Source organism: Arcicella sp. GW821-FHT09D11 (assembly GCF_059416265.1).
In genome coordinates, this window is sequence record NZ_JBWKOV010000002.1 from 879,519 (window position 1) to 905,783 (window position 26,265).

Genomic DNA, 26,265 nt, shown 5'->3' on the forward strand with positions numbered 1-26,265 from the left:
TGAGCGTTGAGAATTCAAGAGTTTAACGCTCACAGCTCACAGCTCACAGCTTAACGCTCATAGAAAGCTAAAATGAAAAAACTCAAGGCTCAAAGCTCATTGCTCACAGCTAAAATATATGAACAAAATATTAGTCATAGATGATGATATAGCCGTGCAGACATCCCTTTCGTTGATGCTTCGGCAAGAAGGCTTTCAGGTGAAGACGACCTCTTCACCTATTTTGGCTATGGATGTTATCGAAGAATTTCAACCACATTTAATTATACTAGACCTTAATTTTTCGATAGAAACCTCAGGTGATGAAGGGATAAAAGCATTGAAAATTATCCGTGGAGCTTTTCCTGATATTGCTATTATCTTATTGACAGGTTGGGGAACTATCAATTTGGCTGTTGAAGGAATGAAATTGGGGGCTAAAGATTTCATGACTAAACCGTGGCAAAACGATTATATCATCCAGTCGATTAACACGATTCTGAATCTTTCTCAGCAAAAAGTACAATCGCTCAATCGTAAGAAGTTAGACCAAAAATATCAGTTTGAACACATCGTGGGCGAAGACCCAAAGCTATTAGAAATCCTTGAAACGATTGGTAGAGTGGGCATTACAGATGCCCCTGTGTTGATAACAGGCGAAAGTGGCACAGGCAAAGAATTGATTGCGGAGGCTATCCATCAAAATAGTAAAAGAAAAAACAAGCCTTTTATTAAAGTAAATTTAGGAGGGGTTTCGGCTAGTTTATTTGAAAGTGAATTGTTTGGTCACATGCGTGGAGCTTTTACTGATGCTAAATCTGATAGAATAGGACGTTTTGAGTTGGCGAATAAAGGCACAATATTCTTAGATGAAATTGGTGATTTAGATTTATCCAGTCAGGTGAAATTATTAAGGGTATTGCAAGATAGAACCTTTGAACCATTGGGGAGTAGTAAAAGCAAGACAGTAGATGTAAGAGTAATTTGTGCGACCAATCGTAATTTGGAAGAAATGGTGGCTAATAATACTTTTAGGGAAGATTTATTTTATCGAATCAATCTTATCTCAGTAAAATTGCCCGCTTTACGAGAAAGACCCGATGACATTGCTTCTTTAGCCATCTATTTTGTAAATAACTTAAAAACCATCTACGAGCGTCCATATTTAACAATTGCTCCTAAAGCTATCAATTGGTTGAAATCTTTACCTTTACCAGGGAATATACGTCAACTGAAAAATTTAGTTGAAAAAACGATTTTGCTAACGCCTAAAGATGAACTAGCGATTGAAGATTTTCAAAAGAATATTTCTATCAATACCATACAAAATAATAAAAACACGCTACCAGAAGTAGGAACGATGACTTTGGATGAAATAGAATTATTGATGATTCAAAGAGCCATGGCTTTTCATCAAAACAAAATATCAAAAGTAGCTCGTTCGCTAGGCATCACACGCTTTGCTTTGTACAGAAGGCTGGAAAAATTTAATATACCTTTTGTGGAGTAATTGTGAATGAGTGAGTTGTGAGTTAGTGATTTATTTCATTTAGGGGCAAATTTATGACTGATTATTACATACTTATAAAATAATCAACTAAAAACTCGCTAATTCACAATTCACAATTCACTAACTCATAACTCATAAAAAATCACTAATTCACTAACTCACTCAATCACAACTATTCTCTTGTCCTTAAAAGTAAAATATATCATTTTTGTTACGCTCATTCATGCCGTTATAATCTTTTTAACGTTTCGGCTTTTGAATGAAAACAAGCTCTATTTTATCCTTTCTGAACTATTAGTTCTTGGGTCATTGGTTCTTGCCGTGCAGTTGTATCAAGACTTTATTCAGCCGCTGAAATTCTTGTTGATGGGAGCAGAAGCTATTAAAGACCAAGATTTTGCGGTAAAATTCAAACCCGTGGGCAAGTACGAAATGGATGAACTGATTGAGGTGTATAATGCGATGATAGACCAACTCCGCCAAGAACGACTACAAGTAATTGAACAACATTTTTTTCTGGAAAAACTCATTCAAGCTTCGCCAATAGCCATTATCATTTTAGACTTTGACGGAAATATCGTTAAGACTAACCCCAAGGCACAAGAGCTTTTTTCTTTGCCTGAATATTTATCAAATACTTTAGCATTAAGTCAGATTCCCCATCCTATTATTCCCCATTTACTATTATTAGAAAATAAAGAAGCCCAAACTGTACAATTAAATGGCTTGGCTACTTATAAGATACAGCGTTCGTTTTTTATGGATAGGGGCTTTGCACGTCCATTTTTACTCATTGAAGAATTAACCACCGAAATTCTAGCGACGGAAAAGAAAGCCTATGGCAAGGTAATTCGGATGATGGCTCATGAAGTCAACAATTCAATAGGGGCAGTAAACTCTATTTTGGAAGTAACCAAAAAATATATTGAAGAAGAAGACTTATCAAATGCTTTAAGGGTAGCCACTGAACGCAACGACCGTTTGAATCTTTTTATGAGGCGTTTTGCTGATATTGTCCGTTTACCTTTGCCTAATAAAGAAGAAAGGAATATCACAAGCATTATCAAAAATGCTGTTCAACTGATGCGACTACAAATAGAGCAAAAAGGTATTTCGATAATTAGTAATTATAAGGGCGAAGGAAGAGCTATATTAGTAGATGTAGGGCAAATAGAGCAAGTCTTGGTGAATGTCTTAAAAAATGCCATTGAGGCCTGTGAGGGAAGTAGTGATAAAACCATTAAAATTAGCCTTGATGATACTCAAATCGTCATTGCTAATAATGGAAAGCCTATTCCCAAAGCCATTGAACAACAGTTGTTCACTCCATTTTTTAGTGATAAGCCAGAAGGACAAGGCATTGGGCTAATGCTTTGCAGAGAGATACTGAATAATCACGGCTTCAATTTTTCTTTACAAACAAAACCTGACGGTTGGACTGAATTTGTAATTGAATATCATTTATAATACTTTAAAATTATAAAAAAAGCGGTCTAAAACTAATTTAAACCGCTTTTTTGTGATTGACATTCCCCGAATTCCTACTGTTTGAGCGGAGCGAGTTTAGGAATTCTTGATTTTTTTGTTACTTTTTGTATCAAGACAAAAAGTAAGGACAAGTATAAATTCAAAATCTTCATAAACTCATTATTCTAACAGAAAAATTCAAGATACCTCATATTTGTATGCTAAAGAAAAACAAAAATTACTTCGCCAAAGCAGCTTTAAGATTTTCATCTAATGCAGCCAAGAATTCTTCAGTATATAAATAATGCTCGCCATGATTCACTTTATTTCCGTGAATACAAACTGCTAAGTCTTTAGTCATTTTACCAGATTCAACTGTTTCAACACAAACTTTTTCTAACGTTTGGCAGAAGTTGATTAACTCATCGTTACCATCTAATTTACCACGGAACTCTAAACCACGAGTCCAAGCAAAGATAGAAGCGATAGGGTTAGTTGAAGTTGGTTTTCCTTTTTGGTGATCACGGTAGTGACGAGTAACCGTTCCGTGTGCTGCTTCAGCTTCCATTGTTTTTCCGTCTGGAGTAATCAATACTGAAGTCATCAAACCTAATGAACCGAAACCTTGCGCAACTGTGTCAGACTGAACGTCTCCATCATAGTTTTTACAAGCCCAAACGAAATTACCATTCCATTTCAATGCAGAAGCTACCATATCATCAATCAAACGGTGTTCGTAAGTAATGCCTGCTGCTTCGTATTTTGCTTTGTAATCTGCTTGGTAGATTTCTTCGAAGATATCTTTGAAACGACCATCGTATTTTTTCAAGATGGTGTTTTTAGTAGATAAATATAAAGGCCATCCTTTGCTTAATGCCATGTTGAAACATGAGTGAGCAAAACCACGGATAGACTCGTCAGTGTTGTACATTGTTAATGCTACACCATCGTTTTTGAAGTTGAATACTTCAAAAGTTTGTGGTTCAGAACCATCTTCAGGAGTGAAAGTAACTGTTAATTTGCCTTTTCCTTTTGTTAAGAAGTCAGTAGCACGGTATTGATCACCAAAAGCGTGACGACCAATCATGATTGGAGCTGTCCAGTTTGGTACTAATCTTGGAACGTTAGAACAAACGATTGGCTCACGGAAAACAGTACCATCCAAAATATTACGAATTGTTCCGTTTGGCGATTTCCACATTTGTTTCAAGCCGAACTCTTCAACACGTTGTTCGTCTGGAGTGATTGTAGCACATTTGATACCAACGCCATATTCTTTGATAGCATTTGCTGCATCAATCGTAACTTGGTCATTAGTTTCGTCACGGTATTCCATTCCTAAATCGTAGTATTTAATATCTACATCTAAGTAAGGAGTAATCAACTTATCCTTAATGAATTTCCAGATAATTCGAGTCATTTCGTCGCCATCTAATTCAACGACAGGGTTCGCAACTTTAATTTTTTCCATTGTGAAATATGCTAATTGGGAATTTTGAACTTTAATTGTTTGAATTAATTCAAATTTCTTTTATTTAAAGAATGATTTTGGGGCAAAGGTAATCAATGAATTAATACGGAATGTGTTTTGTTTCTCTAAATTCTATATAGATTGGTCAAGGCTTGAAAAAAATACAATTTTAAGTGCCTGAAAATAAAAATATTGGAAATTAGGGTTGTTAATAAACCGAAAATTCAGTTTTTGATTTAAAATACATCTTTACCGATATAAATAGCTTTAGAAAAAGCCTTTTAACCAAAATAGTAACAAAGGCTTTGAAAAGAATAAGAATTAATCTACTTACTTTGTATTTTATTTAAAACAGAATGGTTTTAATCAATTGTGTTTGTGGAAGTCAGAAAAATAAATCCTAGCGATACTTGGTCTATCCGACAAAGCGTAATGTGGCCAGATAAACCGCTAGCTTATGTGCAATTGGAAGAAGATGAAAGAGGATTACATTTTGGAGTATTCGAAAATGCTGAATTGCTTTCTGTTGTATCCTTATTTTTAGAAGAAGAAAATGCCCAGTTTAGAAAATTTGCTACAGAAGTAGCCTATCAAGGCAAAGGTTATGGCTCTGTATTACTTCAATCATTGATTGAAGAATGTGAAAAACAACATATAAAGAATCTCTGCTGTAATGCTAGAGTAAGTGCTTATCCGTTTTATCAAAAATTTGGTTTTGAAATCGTGTCGGAAACTTGGACAAAAGATGGAATCGAGTTTGTGAAGATGAATAAAACATTTTAATCTTTACGACTCCAGTGGGAATCGAACCCTCATCAAGCGTTTATGTTTTGAGTAAAACACTGACAACCCAAATTTAATTTTAATTAAAAATGACTGATTATATATTAAGAATTGATTGTACCGACGAAAAGGGACTTGTTCATAAAATTACAGGAGTACTTTTTTTTAATAACCTTAATATTGAACGTACCGACGAGTTTGTAGATGTTGATAACAATCTTTTTTTCATGCGTGTAGCTTTTTCTGGCGACTGTGACCCTGAAAGAATTGAAGATGGACTAAGGGGAATCCTGCCAAGTACCGCTAATATCGACCTTACTACTAAACAAGTAAAAGATGTAGTGGTATTGGTTACCAAAGAACACCACTGCCTTTCAGATTTATTGATTAGAAATGAATTCAACGATTTGCCATTTAATATTTTAGCAGTCATTGGCAATCATGAGGTACTGCGTCCGCTTACAGAAAAATTTAATATACCATTTCATCATGTGCCAGCGGAGGGAATTACCCGTGCTGAACATGAGAAACAGATAGAGGAAGTAGTGAAAAGCTACTCACCAGACTATCTGATTCTTGCCAAATTTATGCGCATTCTCACGCCAGAATTTACAAAGAAGTTCAGTAAGAAAGTTGTCAATATTCACCATTCATTTTTACCTGCTTTTATCGGAGCCAATCCGTATAAACAAGCACATCACAGAGGCGTAAAAATCATTGGTGCAACAGCGCATTTTGTCACAGATGATTTGGATGAAGGACCAATTATTTTTCAAGACATCACAAGGGTAGACCACACCAAAAATGCCTTAGAGATGGCTCAGGCTGGGCGAGATGTAGAGAAAATAGTCTTGGCCAAAGCCTTGAAATTTGTTTTTGAAGACCGAGTGTTTATTCATGGGAATAAGACGATTATTTTTGAGTAAAAAGTTAAATCACACTACATTGAAATTATCAATTATCGTAGCCGTTGCTGAAAACGGCGTTATCGGGCATAATAATCAACTAATTTGGCGATTGCCTGAAGATTTAAAGATGTTTAAACGACTTACAACTGGGCATCCAGTGATTATGGGACGTAAGACGTTTGAATCTATCGGTAAGCCATTGCCCAATCGTACTTCTATCATCATTACCCAAAATCCTGAATTTCAAGTGGAAGGCTGTATCACTGTTAATTCTTTGGAAGATGCTATCGAAGCAGCTAGTGAGATAGAAGACAACGAAGCCTTTATCATTGGAGGTGCAGAGATTTATCGCCTGTCCTTGCCTTTTACAGATAAAATCTATCTGACAGAGGTGCATCATGCTTTTGAAGGAGATACTTTTTTCCCTGAACTTGATAAAAATATTTGGGAAGAAGTAAGCAGAATAGACCATGAAACCGACGAGAAGCATTTATATAAATACTCTTTTGTGGAATTGGAAAAGTAATTTGAAAATTTGAAGATGTGTTGATTTGAAAATTAGAGATCTAAGTTTTCGTGCGTTAGCATTTTTTTTGAAATTCCACTGTTTGAGCGGAGCGAGACGGGTCGCCGTTGCGATTCGGAATTTCTTGATTTTCTTTTGCGGTCCGCCGCGCGGTTACTTTTCTTGCATCAAGGCAAGAAAAGTAAGAAGTGTACGGAAAGGATTACTTAAAAGATTTTTAAACTAAACGAATATTTTAAATGATAGAAATAGCCGACAAAGCCATTGATATTCAAGCTTGCATTGATGCCGCACAATCAGAACGTGCGGGAGCAGTAGATGTATTTATTGGAACTGTCAGAAATCATAATAATGCCAAAGAAGTAGTAAGGCTAATCTTTGAAACGTATGATACAATGGCGGTAAAAAAAATGCAGGAATTAGCCGACCAAGCCAGAGAAAAATGGGAGATTGAAAAAATTGTAATGGTACATCGCAAAGGAACGTTAGAAATCGGTGATGTGGCCGTGGTAATTGTTGTTTCTACACCACACAGAGTAGCCTCTTTTGAAGCTTGCCAATGGCTGATAGATACCCTAAAACAAGTAGTACCAATTTGGAAAAGAGAAGTTTACAAAGATGGTGAAGAGTGGCTAGAAGCCCACCCCTGATTTATAAAATCATCAGATTACAACCGCGAATATCCGAATTGTCAAACCTGCCTAAAACCCTAAATTGTTCAGTTTTAGGTATAAACGAGCCTAGGTCTTTGGTTTCAATAAATGAGCAAGAATCCACATTGGCTAAGTCAATAACGTTGATACCTCCTCTGGTTTGATGCTCAACATTGAAAGGGTCGTTTACATCTCTTAATAAGATTTTCATCGAAGCTGGCAAATCAAAAATGCCCTCACCAAAAGAATAGCCTTGCGATAATAATTCGGTCATGCCATATTCTGAATGAATTTTATCGACATAAAAGGCATTCGTCAGTATTTCATGTACTTCTTCGCGGAGCAATTCTTTTCTTCGTCCTTTCATACCGCCTGTTTCCATCACCGTTAAGTGTTGAAATGTTTGAAGAAAAGATAAATCTAAACCAGCTTCTGCAAAATCTAGCAAACCAAAGGTAACCCCGATTAACAATATTTTTTTAGAAGAATCCTCTGACGCAATTCTCTTTAGGGTAGTCGCTAGTTCGTTGTAATTATTGAGATAAAACCCTGAATCTGGCGATTTACTTTGTTTGATAAAATGCTCGACCATATACACTAACGAAGAATTGTTTCGCTCAAGATAGGAAGGAAGCAATGCCAGAATTTGAAATTCAGCGAGTTTACCATAGAATTTTTCAAAAATCTGTTCCGCAATTTGCAAATAGAAATCAGGGTCGGCTACCAAGTGTCTTGATGTATTTTGCCCTGTCGTTCCGCTGCTTTCAAAAATTACTTTTGGTTGTACTTCACCGCTGAGGATGGTCTGAGTCTTGAAAAATTCAATCGGTAAAAATGGAATGTCTTTGATTGACTGAACCCTCGATACATCAACTTGTAGATATTTTAAGTACTTTGCATACGTAACGTTATTTTGGGCTTGAAAACGGAAAATGTTTAGTGCCAAGTCATCAAAATTTTGTGTATTTACGTTGAGTACGCTTGCTTTTAATTCTGCTGATGTTATCATTTTGGGGTCGATTCGTGAAATCAATCTAATATCGTTCTGCAAAATTAAGCAAATCATTAACTTTACAGAACAATAAAACAACAAGGAAGCGAGGAAAATCGTTATACCGTTAAAATGTTTTTAAATGCTATGAGAAAGAACTTATACATCTTTAGTTTTTTAGTGCTTATGTTTTCTTGTACAGGCGTACCAGATTTTAGTAATATACCCAGTATTTCATATAATAATCTTCGTATTATCACCACAGAGAAACCAACTCAGTTGGGGGTTACCAAGAAAGACTCTGTGATTATTTCTATTAACTTTCAAGATGGTGATGGTGACTTAGGGTTTAATGCTCAGGAGTTTGCAGCGTTGCAAAAAAAATATGGTTTAGATGTCAGAACTTACCTGATTGATTTATATGTAAAAAAGAATGGCAAGTTTATATTGAGCGACCCTAGTGTGAAATTTGGAGGGAATATATTATTTCATTTAAAAGATGGCACTAAGGCTGGCCCTATCGAAGGGGTCGTAGATTATTCTGTCAATTTTGAATACCTTAACTTTGCAGGGATTCCTAATCTAACTGGTAAAAAGGATACAGTGAAGTTTGAAGTTACGATTAAAGACAGGGCTATGAATACAAGTAATACTACTGAAACCCCAGAGATTGTTATTTTTAAATAAAATCATCTATAAAATATTACGCTCAAAATTGGCATGGCTTCGGTCATGCCAATTTTGTTTTAGCTTAATCAAGCTTTGTAACTGCCTTTTTACTCTATTTTTTTTATCTTTGACAATAAACATAGAAAACTTTTCCAAAAATTAACCAATCAACATTCAAGACCCACAATATTCGTGAAAAAACTGCTTTATATTGCCTTCATCGTTATTTATGCTGTGAATACACCTGTATTCGCACAAAAAAAGAAAGTTAGCTTAGAAGACATTTGGACTAAATATACTTTCAACCAAAAACAAGTACAGAATGTCAATTGGATGAAAGATGGCGCCTTTTATACTGCCCTTGATAATGGCAAATTTATCAAGTATCAAGTGACAGATGGTTCGGCAGTAGAGACAATCTTTAATGAAGCCGTAAGTGTAGAGAATCTAGGGAAAAAAATAGTAATAGATGACTACGCCCTTTCTGCGGATGAACAAAAATTATTGATAAGTACAGAGTCTGAGCCTATTTATCGTCGTAGTTCGAAAGAAGAAAATTTTGTATATGATTTAAAAACAAAGAAACTTGTTCAGCTTTCTGGCGGAGGAAAACAAATGTTTGCTACTTTTTCTCCTGACGGTTCTAAAGTAGCTTTTGTGCGTCAAAACAACTTGTTTATTGTTGATTTAGCTACGATGACAGAGCAAAAAATTACGAATGATGGTAAATGGAATCAAATTATCAATGGTGCTTGCGACTGGGTTTATGAAGAAGAATTCTCTTTTGCTCGTGCCTTTCAATGGTCGCCAGATAGTAAGAAAATAGCCTATTATACTTTTGATGAGACCAATGTGCCAGAATATAATTTGCAAATGTGGGGTAAGTTATATCCTACAGACTACCGTTATAAGTATCCGAAAGCAGGAGAAGCTAATTCAAAAGTAGCTATTTCGGTATATCACCTAAATGAAGTGAAAAGTACTAAAATGGATATTGGTTATGATACTGATATTTATGTGCCAAGAATTCGCTGGACACAGGATGCTAATGTATTGTCTATCACAAAATTGAATCGTTTACAAAACCATTTGGATATTCTTCATGCTGATGCTTTAACGGGCAATACTAAAGTAATCCATACAGAAGAAAGCAGAACGTATGTAGATGTTGAACATTTTGCAGATGATTTAACCTATTTGTCTGACGGAAAATCATTTATCGCATCTTCGGAAAAAGATGGTTTCAAACACCTTTATCATTATGATATTACGGGTAAATTGATACAGCAAATCACTACTGGGAAATGGGAAGTAGATGATTTTTATGGGATTGATGAAAAGACAAAAACACTTTATTTTACGTCTACCGAATTATCTAATACTGAACGCCAGCTATTTAGTATTGCTTTAGATGGGAAAAACAAGAAACAGCTTTCGCAAGAGAAGGGTATGAACAGTGCTAATTTTAGCAATGATTTTAAATACTACATCCTCAATCATTCGGCGGCGAACAGCCCAGTAAAAGTAAGTTTATACAAAGCCCTCTCGGGACAGTTAGTAAAAGTATTAGAAGACAATGCTGAACTAAGAAAAACCCTTGAAACTTATGATTTAGCCAAAAAGGAGTTTATGACCATTACAACATCTGAAAACATTGAGTTGAACGCATGGATGATTAAACCTACTAATTTTGACCCTAAGAAAAAATATCCAGTATTCATGTTTCTATATGGCGGACCGGGAAGTCAGCAGGTATTAAATCAGTTTGATAGTTTTAATTCATTTTGGTATCAGCATTTAGCGCAGAAAGGATACATTGTTGCTTGTGTGGATAACCGCGGGACTGGTGGAAAAGGAGCAGATTTTAAGAAATGTACTTACCTGAACTTGGGAAAACTAGAGGTAAAAGACCAGATAGAAGCTGCAAAATATTGGGGAAACTTGCCTTATGTAGATAAAACTAGAATCGGGATTCAGGGATGGAGTTATGGTGGATATATGTCATCAAACTGTTTGTTCCAAGGTGCTGATTATTTCAAAGCCGCCATCGCTGTTGCTCCTGTTACTAACTGGCGTTTTTATGATAGTATTTATACTGAAAGATTCTTGAGAACTCCTCAAGAGAATGCAAAAGGCTATGATGAAAACTCGCCAGTAACCTATGCTAAAAACTTAAAAGGGAATTTCTTGTTAGTACATGGAACGGGTGATGATAATGTACATTTTCAGAATTCAATAGCCCTAGAAGAAGCATTGATTAAGGCTAATAAACAGTTTCAATCGTTTTATTATCCAAATAAGAATCATGGTATTTATGGAGGCAACACTCGTTTTCACCTTTATACAATGATGACTAATTTTATTGAGAAGAATTTATAAAGGCTATCAGTCTTCGGCTTTTGGCTGTCGATAACCTAATAATTATCTCTAGCGGGTGACTTAAGTCACCCGCTAGAGATAAAGAATTTTGAGAATAGTATTATTATACCTTTTAATCATTAACTGACTATGAACCTTCGTTTTTTACTACTTGTAGCTTGTCTACTTTGCATGTATAATACTTTTGCACAAAATATTACTAGTTCTGAAGAACAAGGACAAATAAAGCAAGTGATTGCTGATGAGGCTAATTATTTTAATGCAAGAAATGTTGAAAAGTGGAGTCTTTGTTATCGACAAACGGCACAAACTTATTGGGCTATAGTGGATAAAGAATTAACAGCACAACAAGAGAATTGGGATAATATCAGCAAGTTTGTTAATACTTATTTCAGTCAAAATCCTAAAGCGACTAAAGCAAGCTATACCAGAGAGAATTTTAATTTTAGGAAAGTAAATCCAACCTATGTATGGCTAAGCTTTGACCAAACAAAAACCATAGACGGCAAAAAGGTAGCAACCAAAGAGCTGAGAATAATGGAATTGATAAAAGGCGAGTGGAAAATCGTAAACCGAACAGGATTTTCAGTCAATACCGAGAAAAAAGAAGAAAAAACCACCAAACAGTAGCACGACTTTCTAAGTCGTGTAATATAAAAAGGGCAAATTCATTTTAATGAATTTGCCCTTTTTGATAGCTAAAGCCCAAAACTATATCACTGGCGTAGCAAATATTTTTACGTCGTCTACCGTAATTAATTCATTACACATAATTACTAATCTCTCCACAACGTTTCTTAATTCACGCACATTCCCTGTCCAAGGCAAAGTTTGTAAATACTCCATTGCTTCTTTTTCAATTTGCTTAGTTGGTTGTCCATATTCATCGGCTACATCATCAAGAAATTTATCCACTAACAAAGGAATATCATCTGGACGTTGTTTAAGTGGAGGAACATATATCGGAATCACACTTAAACGGTGGTATAAATCTTCACGGAAACGCCCTTCTGCAATTTCTACCTGTAAGTTTTTATTCGTAGCTGCAAAAACACGTACATTGATTTTGATTTCTTTATCGCCACCTACTCGCGTAATTTTATGTTCTTGCAAAGCCCTTAACACTTTTGACTGTGCCGAAAGCGACATATCACCAATCTCATCTAAGAAAAGTGTTCCGCCATCTGCTTGTTCAAACTTACCAATTCTTTGTTTAACAGCAGAAGTAAAAGAGCCTTTTTCATGACCGAACAATTCTGATTCGATTAATTCCGCAGGAATGGCCGCACAGTTTACTTCAATCAAAGGCATTCCTACTCTATTACTTTTTTCATGCAGACGCTTAGCAACCATTTCTTTACCCGCTCCGTTAGGACCTGTAATTAATACACGCGCTTCGGTAGGGCCCACACGGTCTGCAATATCTTTTACTTTTTGAATAGCGACAGATTCTCCAACAATTTCATTCAAACGGTAAACTTTTTTCTTCAAAACTTTTGTCTCTATGATCATTTTACCACGCTCCACTGCATTTCTTACAGTTACTAAAAGGCGGTTCAAATCAGGGGGTTTAGATATAAAATCGAAGGCACCACGTTTAGTGGCTTCTACTGCGGTTTCCACATTTCCAAAAGCTGAAATCATGATGAATTGTGTGGAACGTCCCAGTTCAGTTGCTTTTTGAAGTAGCTCTAGTCCATCGATTTTAGGCATACGAATATCGCAAAGGACAACATCATAGTCGTTTTGCTTGAACATCTCTAATCCTTGCTCACCGTCATTTGCTTCGTCAATCTTATAGCCTTCATACTCCAATATGTCTCGCAGAGCACCTCGAATCGCTTTTTCATCATCAATAATTAATAATTTCGCCATGAATTGGAATTGGGGATTTTGTGCAGCTTCAATTTAAAGGTATTTATGCTGTGAATTTAAGAAGGAATCGTTAAAAATACTTAATTTTATCCTCTTTACTTTGCTGTTTCTATCAAATTTATTATCAAAAATGCAAAATTTGCATCAAGAATTAAATTTGGCTATTATTTATTTGTCTTTTTTTTACTTCAATTAAATTCAATTCCTCACGATTAAGTATTTCTTTCTTTAAATAATACATTCATTTTTGATTTAAGTCGTCTATCCGACCATGCAAATCCTTTGAAACGGTCAAATTTGCAAGGCAATCATCATCCATAACTACTTTCAAATGATAATGTTCAAAAAAAAATGATGGGTTAACTGGTACGAAAATTTTGATATAGAATTTTAGAAGAGCTAAGCTGGTATAATGAAATTTTAAAATGAAATAGTTAAATTTAAGCTCAATGAAAAAAGCTATGAAAAAAATCTTAATCTGTTTGCTCTTCGTAAATATTAGCACCTATGCACAACAATGGAAACCCGTAACCGCAGGGGTTTCATTTAAAATTAAAATGTTAGGATCTACCATCAATGGCAAATTCAAAGGCTTTTCAGGAGTGTTGAAATTCGATGTCAATGATTTGAATAATGCAAGTTTAATGGCTTTTGTAGAAGCCGCTACTTTAAATACCGATAATAATATCCGGAACAGACATTTAAAAGAGAAGGAAGATTTTTTTAATGTATCTAAATACCCATTTATCACAATGAAGTCTACCAAAATAGAAAAAGTAGGAAATGACTTTGTCGGATATTTTGATTTGACGATTAAAGAAACTACCAAAAATGTCAAAATACCATTTACATTCAAACAGGAAGGAAATAATGCTACTTTTTTAGGAAGTACCACCATCAACAGGAGAGAGTGGGCTGTAGGAGGAGGAACACTTGGAATGAGTGACGATGTGACATTTACAATTTTAGTCAATGCCGTAGCTCAGTAGCTGGAGAATGTTTACCATTTATTGCTTTCAATTCACATAAAACTATAAAAAGATGCTCCAAAAAATTAACATTGACATTATCAAACAGCTTGCTGATTTGATGGAGAGTTTAGAAAACGAAGTCTATCAAGATAATCTTGCCCCACTGCATTATCATTCTGTAGGACAACACGTAAGGCATATTACTGAATTTTATTTATGCCTTTTAAAAGGATACGAAACAGGAATGGTAAATTATGATGCGCGTGAACGAGATATACGTATAGAGGGCGATAAGGATTTTGCTTTAGAAGTATTAGAGAATGTGACTTATCGCTTGGATTTTTACCAGCACGATAGAGCATTAACGCTTCAATCAGCATTTGGTTTAGAACAGGTAATGGATATTTCAAGTAGCTTTTTTCGCGAACTTACTTACCTGATAGAGCATACTATCCATCATCTGGCGATTATCAAAATTGGGTTGAATGAAGTGTACCCTGCTATCCAAATTTCCTCCGACTTTGGCGTAGCTCATTCTACCATTCAACATCGTAAAATGGCTGAAGCCTAAAACCGATTAAAATTTCATGTAAATCAATACCAACTCATTTATTAAAAATGTGTGTACTTACTTATTTGCCTAATAAAAATGGTTTTTTCTTGACCAATAACCGAGACGAAGCCCTAACACGCCCCAAAGCAATACCCCCTAAGAAATATGTGATTAACGGGAAACAGGTTTTTTTCCCGAAAGATGCACTGGCAGGAGGGACGTGGTTAGCCACTTCGGATGATTTTACCCTTTGTTTATTAAACGGAGCATTTGAAAAACATCAGCACAATCCTCCTTATAAGCAAAGCAGAGGGCAGGTAATTTTGGATTTTTTTAAGTTTAATTCGACAGATGAATTTTTAGCACAATACGAATTTGAAGGAATAGAGAATTTTACGTTGATTGTTATTCATAGTGACAAGGAAAACATAAAGTTATGCGAGTTTCGTTGGGATGGCAAAGTGTTGCATTATGTCCAAAAAGATGCGACTAAGGCACATATTTGGTCGTCGGCTACATTATATAGTGATGAAATCAGACACAAGCGAGAGCAATGGTTTGATGATTTCCAAGAAAAATATCCTAATTGTAGTCCTGACCAAGTAATCGATTTTCATTTATATGGAGGAACGGGCGACGAGGAGAATGATATGCGTATAAACCGAGAAAATCTGTTAGTAACACAATGCGTGTTTCAAGTTGTAAAACAAAATCAATATTTATCGTTCTCTTTTCATGATTTGCTTTCAGAACAAGCTTTAAAGTATAGAGTACTGTAAGGTATTGATACTTGTTGTTTAGTACCTTACTTATAAGCTACTAAATATAGCTATCTTTGTATTGTAAAATGTAAGCTCAAGAAAATCAGGAATGAATACAAAATATTTAATGATTGCTAGTGCCGTTGTGATGGGACTAAGTGGCATCTCATGCACATTTTTCCCACAAGAAATTATTGCTTTCATAGGTGGAAGTGAAACTACATTTCCTGTTTTAATCTTACAAGTACTTGGAGCATTATACCTTGGTTTTGCCATGATGAACTGGATGGCTAAAACCGTTTTAATCGGTGGCATTTATGCTCGACCATTAGCAATGGGTAATTTAATGCATTTTGCTATTGCAGGCATTGCTTTATTAAAAGCAGCAATGCAATATCCTGCTCTTTCTTACCTATGGCTTATTTGTTTGATATATGTATTGTTTGCGTTATTATTTACTTACGTTTTCGTTACAAGCCCAGTAAAGAAGTAAGTTTTGTATAAATACGTATCAATGATAATAGCAATAGAATTACGCAACGGTTAAAGATTTCTCAAAAATATTTTTTGATATTTTACCAATGATTTCTCCTTTTACTTGTACAAATACGTCTTCTTTGTCTTTAATCAATTGTAGTCTTCCTTTGAAAATAGAGGCATATTCATTGGCGATGAATTGATTCAGGTTTTTTCTGTTTTCAATTCTGCAAACAAACTCTTGCTCATCTTTTATAACTACTAAACGGAGTTTTTCTTTATGAGGGAGCACATTAAATGCAAATAAGGAACTCAAGGATATATTCATGATTTCAATTTTAAAATCGTTTTAAACTATTAATAACTCTGCCCAGTTTAAATTTTGAGGTAGTGACTTTCTACTAAATTCTATATGCAAAACTCTTCGCTTTTTATTATTCGTCGTTCTATTTGAGGCATGTAAAAGCAATGGTTTCATAAACATTATTCCTCCTTTTTTTACCGAACAAATAGTCTCAGTTTCAACTGCCCAATCAATCGTTTCAGGTTTATAAATACCCTTCAAGTGAGATGTTGCTACTACTTTTAATGCTCCATTAGCATCATTAGTATCGTCAAGGTGAATACGAATAGTAAAATTATCTTCCAGTATATCAAGTGGGGGATGTACCGCAAATTGATTTTGTTTGTTTGTCCAAAGGTCAAATCCTTCAATATCCACCTTTTTATCTACAGATATTGTTAAATCTTGATGATAAGCAACAAACCAGTTTGAGTCTTCTGGTTTATCAAAATAGATTGATTTTACCACAAAATAGTCAGACCCAAATACGTCAGCAATAATTTGTTTTAGCTTAGTCGAAAAAACTACTTTGACTGAATCTGGAACTTCCTTAAAAAATTGTCGGATAGCAAATAAATCTTTTGTTTTTCTAAAAGTAGTTTTTGAGGTGCCTACTTGTTCAATATGATATAATAAGTTGTTGATTTCTTCTTCACTAAAAACATTTTCAAGAATAGCAAAACCATCATTATTGATTTTGTTATAAATACTTATATTCATATTAGCTTAATAGTATGTCGACAAATGCCAATTATTAAAATGACAAGAGTATGAGATTGAATTTTCATGGCAATAAAAATATGTTTTAAATCATTGAAAACAAAAAATATTCTGAGTAGTTTTCAAGTTGATATTAAAAATTGCCTTAATCTTTTAAAATATGAAAACGTCACAAATCCCATCAAAAAAAATCTTTTTAACTTTTTTGGTTTTATTAGGTTGGTTTGCCTTAATTCTCCAATATTATGTAATGATAACAACCAAAAAAGAAGATATGTCTGAATTAACGATTAGGTTTTTTAGCTATTTTACCATTCTTAGCAACCTACTCGTTTCTATTAGCTCTACGGTACTGTTGCTAAAACCTAATATTGCCTTGACCAAATTTTTATCGCTTCCCAAAACATTAACAGCCACCACAGTCTATATCGTTATTGTCAGCATAATTTATAACACAATGTTACGTTTCGTTTGGCACCCCGAAGGCTTATTTAAAGTTGCCGACGAATTACTTCATTTAATTATACCCCTGATTTTTTTTATTTATTGGCTCATATATGTCAAGAAAGACGAACTTCAATGGAGTGATTTTCGCCCTTGGCTAATTTTCCCTTTCCTTTATATGATTTTTATTTTGCTGAGCGGCGCTTTCTCAGGATTCTATCCATATCCGTTTATTAATGTTACTCAGCTTGGCTACATAAAAGTATTCATCAATGCCTTCTTTATAACCATCGTCTTTATAATGGTTTCTTGTCTATTTATAGGCATTGGCAAGCTGATGACTAGAAATATAGCCTTGAAATAAGTAATATGATAGAAATATTTGTAATCAGGCTTTTTTGTAACTTCGACCCTAAAATATTTCATCTATGAAAAACGTAATCTACCGTTTATTGCTAAATCTTATTTTCCTTGGGTCATTGCTATGCTCTTTTGAGAATTTTGCTCAACAAGAACAATTATATATTACCTATCCAATGATGCCGTTGAATGTAAACCCAGCTTATGCGGGTAGTCGCGAGGTAGTGAGTATGGCAGCATTGTATCGTCGTCGTCCCTTATTTAGTACGGTAGGTGCTGCCGCTACTAATCAACAGTATTTTAATTTTGATATGCCCATTGCGCAAGATAAAATGGCGATAGGTTTTCAGGCATACAGTGCCGACCAATTGATTGGTAACAATACAGGAGGTATTATTGGAAACTTAGGATTGTACGGAGACTTTGCCTATCGTTTTACGTTACCCAATGATGGCAAATTAGCAGTAGGCGTACAGGTGGGCGTTACGCAAGTACCCGCTTATATCTCATCAACTGGCGGAGGTATTGGTACGACAGGATTTAATTCAAGTATTGGTTTAGGACTTTATTACCACAATGATGATTATTACGCAGGTATTTCTTTGTTGAATTTGAATGCTAATAAAAATGAATTCAATCAACCTTCGTTTATTACAGCAGGATATGTTTTTGATATTGATGATGACCTGCAGTTAAAGACGGGTATATTGGTCAGAAGGCTTTCAAACAATTATACTACCCGAACAGATATTGACCTTAACGCAACAGCATGGATTAATAAGCGTTTTGGATTAGGCGTGTGGTATCAAAATACAGGGTCTGAATTTTCAAACAATGCTTTTTTAGGTTCTTTACAGATTCAATTCAGTAAAATTCAACTTGGATATGCTTATGACTTTACGGGCAATTCAAACGGGGCAGTGGGAGCGAAAGAAGGCTTTCATCAGATAATGTTACGCTATGAATTTGATTCAGGCAATGGTAAATCGGGTGTTTTTAGGTATTTCTGAAATAATCTTGCTATTAAACGAGCATTTATTATTTACAAAAGCTCAGAAATATACCGAAATCCTAAAAAAGCTGAACCAATAGTGTAAAATAATTAATTTTTGAAGTTATTATTGTACTTTGTAAAGAAATATATCCTTTTGGAATCATTAAAAGCTGTGCTATATAAATTTGGCATTCTTTCAATAAAAAACAAATAATTTTTATGTTTTAATTTGAAAGCTTAGCTTAACTTTGCCGTTAGAATAGAATAAGAACAAAAAAGAAACAAATAACGATAGTCCCAATTCTGGTTACGTCACATTATAATGGATCAATTTTCATACATTGCCAATGCTGATACGGCAGCGATTTCTGACCTTTATGAGTCATATTCAAAAGACCCTAATTCGGTAGATACAAGTTGGCAAAACTTTTTCAAAGGTTTTGATTTTCACGCAAATTGGAGTGACTCTGAAGGAGTGTCCAATGGTATAAAAAGTGAAGGCATTTCTTCGCCTGATACTTCAAACGTTCAGAAAGAAATGGCTGTAATTAGTTTAATTAAAGCCTTTCGTTCTCGTGGACACCTTCTAGCAAAAACCAATCCGATTCGTAATCGTAAAAACCGTCAGCCCCGTTTAGATTTGAAAGATTATTCTCTTTCAGAAGCTGATTTAGATACTAATTTTCAAGCTGGAAATTTCTTAGGCATTGGTGCTGTTTCTTTACGCAAGATTCTAGAATCGCTTAATAAGATTTATGCAGGCTCTATCGGTTTTGAATATGCTTATATCCGTGAGCCAGAAGTGAAAGAATGGTTACGTGCTAAAATCGAAAGAGAAGCCTTATCATTCAATCCTTCTATTGATGAAAAGAAACAAATCTTAACAAAACTGAACGAAGCAGTAGTTTTCGAGAACTTCTTGGGAACCAAATACTTAGGTCAAAAACGTTTTGGTTTGGAAGGTGGTGAAAGTACTATTCCTGCATTGGATGCTATCATCAACCGTTCAGCAGAATTAGGCGTGAAAGAAGCCATGATAGGTATGGCACACCGTGGTCGTTTGAACGTGCTTGCCAACATCATGCACAAATCTTACGATGCTATTTTTGATGGTTTTGAAGGCAATCTTCCTGACCAAATTCATGGCGATGGTGACGTGAAATATCACTTAGGATATTCTTCAAAACATATTTCTCCATCTGGTGTTGAAATTTCGTTGAAATTAGCACCAAACCCTTCACACCTTGAGGCTGTAAATCCTTTGGTAGAAGGTTTTTGTCGTGCCAGAGCGGATGCTCACTACGAAGGAGATTACGATAAAATTTTGCCAATTTTGATTCATGGTGATGCCGCCGTTGCTGGTCAAGGTATTGTTTATGAAGTAACACAAATGGCAAAACTGAAAGGTTACGAAGTAGGAGGTACTATCCACTTTGTGATTAATAACCAAGTAGGGTTTACAACTGACTTTGAGGATGCTCGTTCGTCAATCTATTGTACAGACGTTGCTAAAATCATTGATGCACCAGTATTCCACGTAAATGGTGATGACCCTGAAGCAGTAGTTTTTGTATCTAAAATGGCCGCAGAATTCCGTCAGCAATTCAATCGTGACGTATTTATTGATATGGTTTGTTACCGTAGAAATGGTCACAATGAATCTGATGAACCTCGATTTACTCAGCCAACACTTTATGCAAATATTACTAATCACTTAAACCCAAGAGAGTTATATACTCAAAACTTGATTGCTAAGGGTGATATTGATGCAAAATTGGCTTCAGAGATGGATTCTGAATTCAAGAGTGAATTACAAGCTCGTTTGGATTTAGTAAAACAAAAAATTCGTCCTGAATACCATCCTTTAAAATTGGATAACCGTTGGGCTGAATTGCGTTATGCTGATTTAGCAGATTTTGATAGCTCTCCGAAAACAAGTATTTCAAAAGAAGCCATTGATAAAATTGCTGCATCGCTTTCAAAATTGCCTGCTGGTTTTACTGCCTTAAAGCAAATTGAAAAAGTATTATCAGATAGAAAAGGATTCTTTGAAAATGGATTATTGAACTGGGCAACTGCTGAAGCACTGGCGTATGGTTCATTATTGTTGGAAGGCAAACCTGTAAGAGTATCAGGACAAGATGTACAGCGCGGAACGTTCTCGCACCGTCATGCTGTATTACATGATGCTAATACGAACGAATCATATACTTCTTTGAATTATATTGAAGAAGGACAAGAGCAATTACAAATCTTCAACTCATTATTGTCAGAATATGCAGTATTAGGTTTTGAATTTGGTTATGCTTTAGCAAACGCTGATACATTAGTTATTTGGGAAGCACAGTTTGGTGATTTCTCAAACGGAGCACAAACAATGATTGACCAATTTATTGCTTCTTGTGAGTCTAAATGGGGAACAATGAATGGTTTGGTCATGCAGTTACCACACGGTTATGAAGGTCAGGGACCTGAGCACTCAAATGCTCGTCCAGAAAGATACTTGCAATTAGCTGCAGAGGAAAACATTGTAGTAACAAACCTTACTACGCCAGCTAACCTTTTCCACGCTTTGCGTCGTCAATTAGCTTGGGAATTCCGTAAGCCGTTAATAATGATGTCTCCAAAATCATTGTTCCGTCATCCAAAAGTAGTTTCACCAATCAGTGACTTTACAGATGGAAAATTTGAAGAAGTTTATGGAGATACTTTTGTGGAAGCTAAAAAAGTGAAGAAAGTATTGCTTTGTAGCGGTAAAGTTTATTTTGACTTGCTAGACAAGCAAGCTAAAGATAACCGTACAGATGTAGCCATCATTCGTATAGAGCAATTACAACCTTTCCCTACTACGAAAGTTCAAGCAGAGATAGATAAATATCCTAAAGCAAAAGTTTACTGGGTACAAGAAGAACCAGAAAACATGGGATATTGGTCATTCGTTATTCGTGAATTTGGCTGGAAACCATTTGAAGGCTTAGTAGCACGTAAAAAATCAGCTTCACCTGCTACGGGTTTCTTAAAAGTTCATAATGAAGAACAAGCAGCATTAATAGAAAGAGCATTCGCATAATAGTAAATTTGTTGGTTACTCATGCTTGAATGGGTAACCAACTTTTATTAATTTATAGGGTTATTAGTGTGTTAGATTAGTTTTAAAGACAACACTTGTAATTCATCAATCAACTTAAATTATAGTAACTAAGTATTTTAATCATATAGTTTTGGTTTTTAGAGATATCATCATTCTAAAATCTAAATTCTAAATTATAAATTCAGAATATGGCAATTGAAATGAAAGTACCGCCAGTAGGCGAGTCAATAACAGAGGTAACCATCGCCGCTTGGAATAAAAAAGACGGAGATACTGTTAAAATGGATGAAGTTTTGTGTGAACTAGAATCAGACAAAGCCACTTTTGAACTCCCAGCCGAAGCTGAAGGCGTCTTGAAAATCGTTGCTAAAGAAGGTGATACTTTACCGATTGGTGCTGTTATTTGTATTATTGAAACAGTGGGAGGACAAGCTGCTCCAACTCCAGCAGAGCCTGCTCCAGCTACTCAAGAAGCACCTGCGCCTGCACCTACTACTGCCCCTGCACCTTCGCAAGCAACAGTAGCTAGTACAGAAGCACCCAAAACGATTGAGATTAAAGTTCCTACTGTCGGAGAATCAATTACAGAAGTAACGGTTTCTTCATGGAATAAAAAAGAAGGCGATTCAGTAAACATGGACGAAGTATTATGTGAACTAGAATCAGATAAAGCAACATTTGAACTTCCTGCTGAAGCAACAGGAACATTACATATAGTAGCCGAAGCAGGTACTACCTTGCCAATCGGTGGAATAGTAGCTACTATCACAGTAGGTGCGGGTCAGACTGTAACGGCGGCTGCACCAGCGGCAGCTCCTGCGCCAGAAGCACCAGCTTCAAGCGCATCAGCTACTAGTTATGCAGCAGGACATGCTTCGCCAGCAGCAGCTAAAGCATTAGCAGAAAAAGGTATCGACCCAGCAAATGTTCAAGGTTCTGGTGTAGGTGGTCGTATTACGAAAGAAGATGCACAATCAGCACAAAAACCAGTAGCTGTGCCAACGCCAGCGCCTGCTAAAGCAGCTGAGCCAGCTCCAGTGGCAGCTCCATCAACATCAGGTAGAGGAGAAAGAACGGAGAAAATGACTTCTTTGCGTAAGACAGTTGCTCGTCGTTTGGTTCAAGTGAAAAACGAAACAGCGATGTTAACTACTTTCAACGAAGTAGACATGAAACCAATCATGGATCTTCGTGGAAAATACAAAGACAAATTCAAAGAAAAACATGGTGTTGGTTTAGGCTTTATGTCGTTCTTTACCAAAGCGGTTTGTGTAGCGTTAAAAGAATTCCCAGCAGTGAATGCGTCAATTGATGGAGAATCAATTGTTTATCATGACTATTGCGATGTTTCAATTGCTGTTTCTGCTCCAAAAGGTTTAGTAGTTCCAGTTATCAGAAATGCTGAGCAATTATCTTTAGCAGGTATTGAATCAGAAGTAATTCGCTTGGCTTTAAAAGCAAGAGATAATAAATTGACTTTACCAGAAATGACTGGTGGAACATTTACGATTACTAACGGTGGTGTATTTGGTTCGATGTTATCAACGCCAATTATCAATGCTCCTCAATCAGCTATTTTAGGGATGCACAATATCGTAGAACGTGCTGTAGTAGTAGGTGGACAGATTGTTGTTCGTCCGATTATGTACATTGCTCTTTCTTATGACCACAGAATTATCGACGGTAGAGAGTCAGTTTCATTCTTGGTAAGAGTAAAACAACTTCTTGAAGACCCAACACGTCTATTATTAGATGTATAAATAAAAGGCTGATGGCTTTCAGCAATCGGCAATCAGAACAGATAGCTAAAAATTCCTTAGAAAATAAGGAGTTTTTAGCTATCTTTTTATGAAAGAAAAATAAGAGTCCCCATTTTATAATAAAGTAAATCAACTTATAACTTGATGGTCGTCAGTTAACCACTGAATGCCAAAAGCTAATAATATGCAATACGACGTAATAGTAATCGGTTCTGGGCCGGGTGGCTATGTAGCTGCAATCCGTGCCGCACAATTAGGCAACAAAACTGCCATCATTGAGAAATATTCAGTTTTGGGAGGTACTTGCCTAAATGTAGGTTGTATTCCTTCAAAAGCTCTTTTAGATTCTTCAGAGCATTTTCATAATGCAGCGCATACTTTTGCTGACCACGGTATCGAAATCTCTGCTCCAAAAATTAATATCGAGCAAATGATTAACCGTAAGGCAGGGGTTGTGAAGAAAATGAATGACGGGATTAATTTCTTGATGAAGAAAAACAAGATTACTGTTCATAATGGTTTAGGCTCATTCGTTGACAAAAACACCATTAATGTTGCTAAGGCTGACGGTACTTCTGAACAGATTACAGGTAAAAATATTATCATTGCTACGGGTTCTAAACCAACAGCATTGCCTTTTATTCCTATTGATAAAAAGAGAGTAATTACTTCAACAGAGGCCTTGAATTTACAAGAAGTTCCTAAACACCTTGTGGTGATTGGTGCTGGTGTAATTGGGGCAGAATTAGGTTCTGTATATGCTCGTCTGGGTGCAAAAGTAAGTTTTGTTGAATTTGCTGATTCGATGATTCCTACGATGGATAAAACAATGGGTAAGGAATTGCAAAAAGCAGTTAAGAAATTAGGTGCCGAGTATTATTTCTCTCATAAAGTTACGAGTGTTGTAAACAATGGAGACGATGTAACAGTAACAGCTAAAAATAGTAAAGATGAAGACGTACAAATCACAGGCGACTATGTGTTGGTTTGTATTGGTCGTCGTCCATATACTGATGGCTTGAATCTTGAAGCAGCAGGTTTAACAACTGAGCGTGGTAAGATTGAAGTAGACGAGCATACTTTGCAAACAAAAGTACCAGGAATCTATGCCATTGGTGATGTGATTCGTGGAGCCATGTTAGCACATAAAGCAGAAGAAGAGGGTGTTTTTGTAGCAGAGACTATCGCAGGACAAAAACCACACATCAATTATAATTTGATTCCGGGCGTTGTATATACTTGGCCAGAAGTAGCTTCTGTCGGTAAAACTGAGGAAGAATTGAAAACGGCTGGAAAGGCTTATAAAGTAGGTTCATTCCCATTCAAAGCGTTAGGTCGTGCTACAGCATCAGGTGACACTGACGGATTAGTGAAAGTATTAGCAGATAAAACTACTGACGAAATCCTAGGCGTACACATCATTGGTGCAAGAGCAGCGGATATGATTGCCGAAGCAGTAGTAGCAATGGAATATCGTGCTAGTGCAGAAGACGTAGCAAGAATGTCTCACTCGCACCCAACTTACACAGAGGCGATGAAAGAAGCCTGTTTAGCAGCGACTGAAAACCGTTCAATTCATTCTTAATCTAAGAATAAATGATAAAAATCAAAGGCTTGGAGGGTTGTCCCTCCAAGCCTTTTTTATTAGCTTTGGGAAATAAACCAATAATAATCATGGAAAAACCGTTTGCAAGTTTTTTTACTTTAGTTAGAATTTCAATAATTTTTATTTCAGTAATGTGTTTGAATGGCTGTAGCCAAAAGAAAAATGAAGAGAGCAAGGTAGATTCGAGTACAAATACAAAGCGACATTCAAAAATTATTGCAAGACCAGATACTATCCAAGAACTATATTTAGAGGATATTTTAGCCTGTTTAAATGTTGAAGGACTTACTAAAAAGTATGGAGCAGAGAATATCAAGAAAGAGGTGATGATAGAAACGGGCGAAGGACAGTTTAAAATAACAAAGCTTTATCCTGATACTGAAAAAGAAGTAGAAGTTTATTGGAAAGACGGCAAGGAATATCAGCAGATTCAGGATGTAATGATACGAGTGCGTTATACCAAAGATGAGAAAACTGATTTTAGTTCGCCTTGGAGCTCTAAGAATGGTATTCATTTAGGTATGAAGCTGGCTGAAATCGTTCAGTTAAATGGTAAAACTTTTACGATAACAGGCTTCGGATGGGATTTAGGGGGAAGCGTAGTAAGTTGGGAAGGAGGAAAGCTCGCTGGTAAAAATATCAATGTTCGCTTTAATGATTTTTCAGATGATAATGGAGGTTTGACTCCGCAAGAATTCAGTGCTATTTCAGGCGAGATGGAGTTTGATGTTTTACATTCTTCTATCACCAAATTGAATCCATCAGTTGACCAAATTTCTGTTTTTATTAAACCTGAAATCACAAAAGACCAAGGACAAAAAATGGTAAAAGAAGTAGAAGCTAAGCAGATGAAGAAGTAGCTTTGAGCTTTGAGAAGTGAGCTATCAGCTATGAGCTTATAGCCTAAAAAATGTAGATAATATTCATCTAACAGACATAATGTTGAAGTCTTTCTATTAGGGTGCGACTTAAGT

General features: G+C 35.7%; 24 protein-coding genes. 19 read left to right on the forward strand and 5 right to left on the reverse strand.

Features of this window, described 5'->3' with window-relative positions; translation table 11 throughout:
• The first annotated feature begins 118 nt into the window (after positions 1-118).
• Both AC07N0_RS08820 and AC07N0_RS08825 read left to right on the forward strand, forming a co-directional pair.
• Positions 119-1,489, forward strand: coding sequence for a sigma-54-dependent transcriptional regulator (locus tag AC07N0_RS08820; RefSeq protein WP_494588879.1), 1,371 nt, complete (start codon positions 119-121; stop codon positions 1,487-1,489).
• Positions 1,490-1,744: 255 nt separating this feature from the next.
• Positions 1,745-2,956, forward strand: coding sequence for a sensor histidine kinase (locus tag AC07N0_RS08825; RefSeq protein WP_494588880.1), 1,212 nt, complete (start codon positions 1,745-1,747; stop codon positions 2,954-2,956).
• 238 nt (positions 2,957-3,194) lie between these two features.
• Here the strand turns inward: AC07N0_RS08825 and AC07N0_RS08830 are convergent, their stop codons facing one another.
• Positions 3,195-4,427, reverse strand: coding sequence for an isocitrate dehydrogenase (NADP(+)) (locus AC07N0_RS08830; protein WP_492802317.1), 1,233 nt, complete (start codon positions 4,425-4,427; stop codon positions 3,195-3,197).
• A 378-nt stretch (positions 4,428-4,805) separates the two neighbouring features.
• Between AC07N0_RS08830 and AC07N0_RS08835 the strand changes: the two genes are divergently transcribed.
• From AC07N0_RS08835 to AC07N0_RS08850, 4 genes are all read left to right on the forward strand, one after another.
• The gene (locus AC07N0_RS08835) at positions 4,806-5,210 is read left to right on the forward strand and encodes a GNAT family N-acetyltransferase (protein WP_494588881.1); all 405 of its coding nucleotides are present in this window, start codon (positions 4,806-4,808) and stop codon (positions 5,208-5,210) included.
• Positions 5,211-5,299: 89 nt separating this feature from the next.
• Positions 5,300-6,136, forward strand: coding sequence for a formyltetrahydrofolate deformylase (purU, locus tag AC07N0_RS08840; RefSeq protein ID WP_494588882.1), 837 nt, complete (start codon positions 5,300-5,302; stop codon positions 6,134-6,136).
• Between the two features lie 19 nt (positions 6,137-6,155).
• Complete coding sequence (locus tag AC07N0_RS08845; protein ID WP_494588883.1) at positions 6,156-6,644, forward strand: dihydrofolate reductase; 489 nt, start codon at positions 6,156-6,158, stop codon at positions 6,642-6,644.
• 239 nt (positions 6,645-6,883) lie between these two features.
• Positions 6,884-7,294, forward strand: a complete 411-nt coding sequence (locus AC07N0_RS08850; protein ID WP_494588884.1) for a molybdenum cofactor biosynthesis protein MoaE — start codon at positions 6,884-6,886, stop codon at positions 7,292-7,294.
• A gap of 1 nt (position 7,295) precedes the next feature.
• On the opposite strand, the gene AC07N0_RS08855 is transcribed toward AC07N0_RS08850, so the two are convergent.
• Positions 7,296-8,363: a LuxE/PaaK family acyltransferase gene (locus AC07N0_RS08855; protein ID WP_494588885.1), complete on the reverse strand. Its 1,068-nt coding sequence runs from the start codon at positions 8,361-8,363 to the stop codon at positions 7,296-7,298.
• Between the two features lie 72 nt (positions 8,364-8,435).
• Here AC07N0_RS08855 and AC07N0_RS08860 point away from each other — a divergent pair, with 72 nt between their 5' ends.
• From AC07N0_RS08860 to AC07N0_RS08870, 3 genes are all read left to right on the forward strand, one after another.
• The gene (locus AC07N0_RS08860; protein WP_492802328.1) at positions 8,436-8,975 is read left to right on the forward strand and encodes a hypothetical protein; all 540 of its coding nucleotides are present in this window, start codon (positions 8,436-8,438) and stop codon (positions 8,973-8,975) included.
• A gap of 174 nt (positions 8,976-9,149) precedes the next feature.
• Entirely contained in the window at positions 9,150-11,336 is a 2,187-nt protein-coding gene (locus AC07N0_RS08865; protein WP_494588886.1) for a S9 family peptidase, read from the forward strand.
• A gap of 171 nt (positions 11,337-11,507) precedes the next feature.
• Positions 11,508-11,966, forward strand: coding sequence for a hypothetical protein (locus AC07N0_RS08870; protein ID WP_494588887.1), 459 nt, complete (start codon positions 11,508-11,510; stop codon positions 11,964-11,966).
• Positions 11,967-12,047: 81 nt separating this feature from the next.
• On the opposite strand, the gene AC07N0_RS08875 is transcribed toward AC07N0_RS08870, so the two are convergent.
• Positions 12,048-13,211 carry a sigma-54-dependent transcriptional regulator gene (locus tag AC07N0_RS08875; RefSeq protein ID WP_492802334.1) on the reverse strand — a complete coding sequence of 388 codons (1,164 nt, stop codon included), beginning with the start codon at positions 13,209-13,211 and terminating at the stop codon, positions 12,048-12,050.
• Positions 13,212-13,672: 461 nt separating this feature from the next.
• Between AC07N0_RS08875 and AC07N0_RS08880 the strand changes: the two genes are divergently transcribed.
• The 4 genes from AC07N0_RS08880 to AC07N0_RS08895 all read left to right on the forward strand — a co-directional run bounded on the left by AC07N0_RS08880 (position 13,673) and on the right by AC07N0_RS08895 (position 15,989).
• On the forward strand, positions 13,673-14,200 hold the full coding sequence (locus tag AC07N0_RS08880; RefSeq protein ID WP_494588888.1) for a YceI family protein: 528 nt from the start codon (positions 13,673-13,675) through the stop codon (positions 14,198-14,200).
• Positions 14,201-14,252: 52 nt separating this feature from the next.
• Positions 14,253-14,753, forward strand: a complete 501-nt coding sequence (locus AC07N0_RS08885) for a hypothetical protein (RefSeq protein ID WP_494588889.1) — start codon at positions 14,253-14,255, stop codon at positions 14,751-14,753.
• A gap of 47 nt (positions 14,754-14,800) precedes the next feature.
• Complete coding sequence (locus AC07N0_RS08890; protein WP_494588890.1) at positions 14,801-15,514, forward strand: NRDE family protein; 714 nt, start codon at positions 14,801-14,803, stop codon at positions 15,512-15,514.
• A 91-nt stretch (positions 15,515-15,605) separates the two neighbouring features.
• The gene (locus AC07N0_RS08895; RefSeq protein WP_494588891.1) at positions 15,606-15,989 is read left to right on the forward strand and encodes a hypothetical protein; all 384 of its coding nucleotides are present in this window, start codon (positions 15,606-15,608) and stop codon (positions 15,987-15,989) included.
• 39 nt (positions 15,990-16,028) lie between these two features.
• Here the strand turns inward: AC07N0_RS08895 and AC07N0_RS08900 are convergent, their stop codons facing one another.
• The gene (locus tag AC07N0_RS08900) at positions 16,029-16,301 is read right to left on the reverse strand and encodes a hypothetical protein (protein WP_494588892.1); all 273 of its coding nucleotides are present in this window, start codon (positions 16,299-16,301) and stop codon (positions 16,029-16,031) included.
• Between the two features lie 21 nt (positions 16,302-16,322).
• Positions 16,323-17,036, reverse strand: a complete 714-nt coding sequence (locus AC07N0_RS08905) for a phytanoyl-CoA dioxygenase family protein (protein ID WP_494588893.1) — start codon at positions 17,034-17,036, stop codon at positions 16,323-16,325.
• 250 nt (positions 17,037-17,286) lie between these two features.
• On the opposite strand from AC07N0_RS08905, the gene AC07N0_RS08910 reads away from it, so the two are divergent.
• The 6 genes from AC07N0_RS08910 to AC07N0_RS08935 all read left to right on the forward strand — a co-directional run bounded on the left by AC07N0_RS08910 (position 17,287) and on the right by AC07N0_RS08935 (position 26,151).
• Complete coding sequence (locus AC07N0_RS08910) at positions 17,287-17,844, forward strand: Pr6Pr family membrane protein (RefSeq protein WP_494588894.1); 558 nt, start codon at positions 17,287-17,289, stop codon at positions 17,842-17,844.
• A 64-nt stretch (positions 17,845-17,908) separates the two neighbouring features.
• Entirely contained in the window at positions 17,909-18,850 is a 942-nt protein-coding gene (locus AC07N0_RS08915) for a PorP/SprF family type IX secretion system membrane protein (protein WP_494588895.1), read from the forward strand.
• Positions 18,851-19,156: 306 nt separating this feature from the next.
• A complete protein-coding gene (locus tag AC07N0_RS08920) occupies positions 19,157-21,904 on the forward strand; it encodes a 2-oxoglutarate dehydrogenase E1 component (RefSeq protein WP_494588896.1) in 2,748 nt (915 codons plus the stop codon).
• Between the two features lie 209 nt (positions 21,905-22,113).
• Positions 22,114-23,685 carry a 2-oxoglutarate dehydrogenase complex dihydrolipoyllysine-residue succinyltransferase gene (odhB, locus tag AC07N0_RS08925; RefSeq protein WP_494588897.1) on the forward strand — a complete coding sequence of 524 codons (1,572 nt, stop codon included), beginning with the start codon at positions 22,114-22,116 and terminating at the stop codon, positions 23,683-23,685.
• 184 nt (positions 23,686-23,869) lie between these two features.
• Entirely contained in the window at positions 23,870-25,270 is a 1,401-nt protein-coding gene (gene lpdA / locus AC07N0_RS08930; RefSeq protein ID WP_492802351.1) for a dihydrolipoyl dehydrogenase, read from the forward strand.
• Positions 25,271-25,359: 89 nt separating this feature from the next.
• A complete protein-coding gene (locus AC07N0_RS08935; RefSeq protein WP_494588898.1) occupies positions 25,360-26,151 on the forward strand; it encodes a hypothetical protein in 792 nt (263 codons plus the stop codon).
• Positions 26,152-26,265 lie beyond the last annotated feature (114 nt).